Genomic DNA, 4,695 nt, shown 5'->3' with positions numbered 1-4,695 from the left:
GGCTACGAACTGCGCGGAAACGTCCTTCACGAGATCCGGGAGGCGGAGGCATGTCGACGCCGGACCGAAATCGGCATGGTCTTCCAACAGTTCAACCTCTTCCCGCACATGACCGTCCTGGAGAACCTCCTCGAAGCGCCGGTGCGAGTGAAGAAGGCGAGGAGGGACGCCGCGCGCACGACGGCGTTCGACCTTCTCGAGCGCGTGGGACTCAGTGACAAGGCCAACGCCTTCCCCCGCCAACTCTCAGGCGGTCAGCAACAGCGCGTCGCCATTGCCCGCGCCTTGGCGATGCAGCCCAAGCTCATGCTGTTCGACGAACCGACGTCGGCGCTGGACCCGGAATTGGTCGGCGAGGTGATCGAAGTCATGCAGGACCTCGCTCGAAGCGGAATGACGATGGTCGTCGTCACTCACGAAATCGAGTTCGCCCGCGCGGCAGCCAACCAGATCGCCTTCATGGACGGCGGTCTCATCGTCGAACACGGTGCACCTGACGAGGTGCTCACCAACCCACACCACGAACGCACCCGATCCTTCCTCAATCGCATTCTCAACTGACGGCGCGTCGCCAGCTGAGAACGCGCTCATCCGAGTCCGCTTCGACGGTCCGTCCCGTCGGTAGGCTGAACGCCATGGATGGCACCCTGATCTTGCTCATACTCGTGGTGGTCGTCGCGATCGGCGGGCTCGTCTACTTCACGTCGAAGTCGTCCAACAAGCGCACGGCGGCATCCCTCGACGACGCCAAGGCCGACGCCCGGCGGACCATCGAACGCCTCGGCGGGCAGGTCTTCAACCTCACGGGCACCAACGACGCCGCCAAACAGGCCCTGGCCGACGCGTCCGAGCGCTACACCGCCGCGGGGTCGCAGATCGAGCAGGCCGCCACACCCCGTCAGGCACAGCTCGCCAAGGAGAGCGCCATGGAGGGGCTGTACTACGTCCGCGCCGCGAGAGTCGCGATGGACATGGACCCCGGGCCCGACCTCGAGTCGCTGTCCGGGCAGAACTCGGCGGGCACCGTGACCGAGGACCGCCGCGTGCAGTTCGAGGGCCGCGACATCGAGGCCTCGCCGATGCCCTCCGAGCGCACCCCGAACTACTACCCGGGTGGACGCGTCGCCGGCCGCCCGGTACCCGCGGGCTGGTACTCCGAGCCGTGGTGGAAGCCCGCACTCGTGGCAGGTGCGTGGGGCGTGGGCTCGGTACTGCTGTTCAGCACGCTCTTCTCCGGGATGGGTGGGGTCGGCTACGACGCCCAGGGATTCGAGAACGGCTACGGCGACGGATTCCAGGACGGCTTCGACCAGGGGCAGCTCGACGGCGGCGACCAGGTCGGCCAGGACGGTGGCGACTACGGCAGTGGCGACTACGGCAGCGGCGACTTCGGCGGCGGCGACTTCGGCGGCGGCGACTTCGGCGGTTTCTAGCTCGCCGAGCTCCAACGAAACCTAGGGCGCGAAAGTTGTCGGGTTTGGGTCCCGTCGCGACTCCTAGTCGGTGAAGCCGGCCCACCCGGGGCCGCGACGGACCCGATGGAGTTCCGATGGCCGCCAACGACACCGATACCGGTGAGCAACTCCCCTACTGCGATAGCCCCACGATCAGGCGCAGGCGTTCCGCGCTCGCCAGGCCCGTGGTGACGTACACCCCCGTCGTGACGGCCGTCCACGCCCCACCACCCACGTCGATGGTGGGGTGGGTGGTCAGCGGCGCGGCGTTCGCGGTGGCCTACTCGTCGTTCGTCGTGGTGAGCGCGTACGCACTCGATGCCTTCGTCGGCAGCATCTAGAGCCGGCTCTCCAACCGCGCCGAAACGCCCGCCTCCTGCAGGTCGAGGCGCTCCAGCATGGCGCGCACGGCCTCGTCCTCGATGCGGCCACCGTCGCGTTCGGCGATGAGCGCGGCCCGTTGCGCCCTCAACACGTCGAGGTACAGCGCCGCGAAGACCTCGGCGCGCAGCGTGCGGGTCGCGGGATCGGGCATCTCGTCGGCGTCCTGAGACTGTCGGGCGATGGTGTTGCGAATCTCGGCCAGGACGCGGGGATCGAGGCCCTCTGGCGGTCTCGCGCGAAACTCCGCGAGCACGTCGTCGGCGGCCTCGTGCACCACGCGTTCGGCCTTGAGCACTTCTTCGCGCTCGTAGGCGCTTTCCTCCTCCGACAACCGCAGGCGACTGATGAGCAGGGGCAGCGTCGCGCCCTGGATCAGCAGCGTACCGACGCTCACCACGAAGGCGATGGCCTGAATCGTCGCGCGTTCGGGGAACGGCTCGCCGTCGGCCGTCATGACCGGAATCGCCGCAGCCGCCGCCAGCGTCACGACTCCGCGCATACCCGTCCACGACACGACCACGTTCTCCTGCCAACTGAGCGACCGACGGTCGATCAGCTTGCGCCACTTGCCGTCCGGCTTGCCCCTGCGTCGCATGCCGAGTGCTCCCCGACCGCCGCCCTCGGGCACGGGCACGCTCAATCTGCTCTCGACGTGACCGAGGAGCTTGCTGCGGCCGAACATCAACAGCACGCACACCGGCCGGATCAGCATCACGATGACCAGCACGATGAGCGAGGCGATCGCGACCTCCGCCAGGGATTCGTGCGCCTCGCGCAGATCCTCGAGGACGAACCTGAGATGCAAGCCGATGTACGCGAAGACGAAGGCCTCCAGGAGCACGTCGACCGAGTTCCAGACGTACCGTTCCTGCAGCCGCGTCTGGTATCCCGCGCCGAGAGTGCCGTTGCCGACGACGAACCCCGCAACGACGACCGCCAGCACACCGGAGGCGTGCATCTCCTCGGCGGCGATGAACGCTGCGAAGGGCACCACCAATCCTTGGACCGTCTCCAGACCCGGGTTGGCAAGTCGCTTGCGGATCCACAGGGTGACGAAACCCAGTGCGGCGCCGACGATCGGGCCGAGGACCGCGCTGTAGCTGAACAGCAGGAATGGGTTCTCGATGAACGTATGGCTGCCTGCGACCTGCGCGACGGCGATCGAGAACAACGTCAGGGCGGCCGCATCGTTGATCAGACTCTCTCCCGTCAGGATCGCCATGACCCGCTTGGGCAGACCCAGCTTGCGACCGACCGCGACCGCGGTGACGGCGTCGGGTGGGGCGACGATCGCGCCGAGGATGAGCGCCGTGCCGAACGTCAGCGGCACCACGACGAGCCACGACGACACGGCCGCCACGACGAAGGCGGTAACGACGACGAGTCCGACACCCAGACCGAGGATCGGCCGGATGTTTCGCAGGAAGGTGGGGAACGAGAAGTCCAGCGCCGCCGAGTAGAGCAGTGGCGGCAACACCACCGTCAGCAGGATGTGCGAATCCAGTTCGGGCGCCTCGAAGCCGGGCACGAACGACACGGCGATCCCGATGACGACGATGATCAGGGCGGGTTCGAGGCCGCGCCGGTGCGCGATGGCGGTGACGACGATGGCCCCAACGACGACGAGGATGAGTTCCACCCGCCGATTGTCCCGTCAAATGCCGCGCGCCGCTCCCGCTGGCTGTGGTCTGTCTGTGAGGGGTGCTACACCTGGCAGGTCGGGCACCAGAACAGGTTGCGAGCCTCCATCTCCTCGGTGCGTATCGGCGTGCCGCAGACGCGGCACGGCTCCCCTGCCCGCCGGTAGACGTAGGTGCGTGACCGGCCAGGGCCGTACGACGGTGGCCCCTTGTCGTCGGCCTTCCTGATGGTGATGATCTTGCCGCGGGTCACGCCGACCTTCATCAGCGCGACCAGATCGGTCCACGCCGCGCCGAACTCCTCCTCGGCGACGTGCGTGCCCGGGCGGTGCGGGTCGATCAGATGCCGGTAGAGGAGTTCGTTGCGATAGACGTTGCCCACCCCGGCGATCACCTTCTGATCCATCAGGAGGGCGCCAATCGGCCTGCGGGACTTGCTGATCCGCGTCCACGCCGGCGCCGGGTCAGGGGCGCGCCGCAGCGGGTCGGGGCCCAGCCTGGCGACGATGTCCTCGACCTCGGCCTGGTGGATGACCTCGCAGGCCGTCGGCCCGCGCAGATCGGTGCCGTACTCCTCGCCGACCATCCGCATCCGGACCTGGCCGACGGGTTCGGCCATGGGCACGGGGCGTTCGGTGAACTTGCCGTAGAGGCCGAGGTGGACGTGGACCACCGCACCGCCCTGATAGTGGTGAAAGAGGTGCTTGCCGTAGGCCTCCGCCTTGCGGAGCACCCGTCCGCTCACCGCCTCGGCGGCCTCGGTGAAGCGGCCCTGCGGGCTCGTCACGGTCACCGGCGCCCCACCGAACCGCTTCTGGTGCAACCGGGCCAGCCGGTGAATGGTGTGCCCTTCGGGCATCGCTCAGGCGCCCGGGACGGGTGGTGCGACGTGCGTCTCCTCGTACTCGGCGAGGATGTCGATGCGGCGCTGGTGACGCGGTGCCTGCGACCAGGCGGTGGTGAGGAACGCGTCGACGAACGTGAGCGCGTCCGCGACGGTGTGCATGCGGCCGCCGATGCCGATCAGCTGGGCGTTGTTGTGCTGGCGGGCCAGCGACGCGGTCTCCACGCTCCACGCCAGCGCGCACCTGGCGCCGGGCACCTTGTTGGCCGCGATTTGTTCGCCGTTGCCGGATCCGCCGATGACGATGCCGAGGCTCTCGGGGTCCGCGACGGTCCGCTCGGCCGCGGCGATGCAGAAGGCCGGGTAGTCGTCC

General features: G+C 68.3%; 6 protein-coding genes. 3 read left to right on the top strand and 3 right to left on the bottom strand.

Annotation, left to right across the window (positions count from 1 at the left end; genetic code table 11):
* The 3 genes from ABW137_RS33290 to ABW137_RS33280 form a co-directional block, all read left to right on the top strand.
* The coding region (locus ABW137_RS33290; protein ID WP_526406791.1) for an amino acid ABC transporter ATP-binding protein at nucleotides 1–561 on the top strand (561 nt) is incomplete at its 5' end.
* Between the two features lie 74 nt (nucleotides 562–635).
* Entirely contained in the window at nucleotides 636–1,433 is a 798-nt protein-coding gene (locus ABW137_RS33285) for a DUF1542 domain-containing protein (protein WP_526406789.1), read from the top strand.
* Nucleotides 1,434–1,549: 116 nt separating this feature from the next.
* Nucleotides 1,550–1,795, top strand: a complete 246-nt coding sequence (locus ABW137_RS33280; protein WP_526406787.1) for a hypothetical protein — start codon at nucleotides 1,550–1,552, stop codon at nucleotides 1,793–1,795.
* On the opposite strand, the gene ABW137_RS33275 is transcribed toward ABW137_RS33280, so the two are convergent.
* The 3 genes from ABW137_RS33275 to ABW137_RS33265 form a co-directional block, all read right to left on the bottom strand.
* Entirely contained in the window at nucleotides 1,792–3,477 is a 1,686-nt protein-coding gene (locus ABW137_RS33275; RefSeq protein WP_526406785.1) for a cation:proton antiporter, read from the bottom strand. The two genes, ABW137_RS33280 and ABW137_RS33275, sit on opposite strands and share 4 nt — an antisense overlap.
* 65 nt (nucleotides 3,478–3,542) lie before the next feature.
* Complete coding sequence (locus ABW137_RS33270; protein WP_526406783.1) at nucleotides 3,543–4,337, bottom strand: Fpg/Nei family DNA glycosylase; 795 nt, start codon at nucleotides 4,335–4,337, stop codon at nucleotides 3,543–3,545.
* A gap of 3 nt (nucleotides 4,338–4,340) precedes the next feature.
* On the bottom strand, nucleotides 4,341–4,695 hold a 355-nt coding region (locus ABW137_RS33265; RefSeq protein ID WP_526406781.1), incomplete at its 5' end, for an RpiB/LacA/LacB family sugar-phosphate isomerase.

It is taken from the genome of Mycobacterium sp. (assembly GCF_040509115.1).
GTDB lineage: Bacteria > Actinomycetota > Actinomycetes > Mycobacteriales > Mycobacteriaceae > Mycobacterium.
The sequence above is the reverse complement of the archived record's forward strand: the minus strand, read 5'-3'. Positions and strand labels throughout refer to the sequence as shown.

Excerpts from the sequence above, each read along its gene's own strand:
- ABW137_RS33285 (WP_526406789.1), top strand. The coding sequence starts at position 636 with ATGGATGGCACCCTGATCTTGCTCATACTCGTGGTGGTCGTCGCGATC.
- ABW137_RS33280 (WP_526406787.1), top strand. The coding sequence starts at position 1,550 with ATGGCCGCCAACGACACCGATACCGGTGAGCAACTCCCCTACTGCGAT.
- ABW137_RS33270 (WP_526406783.1), bottom strand. The coding sequence starts at position 4,337 with ATGCCCGAAGGGCACACCATTCACCGGCTGGCCCGGTTGCACCAGAAG.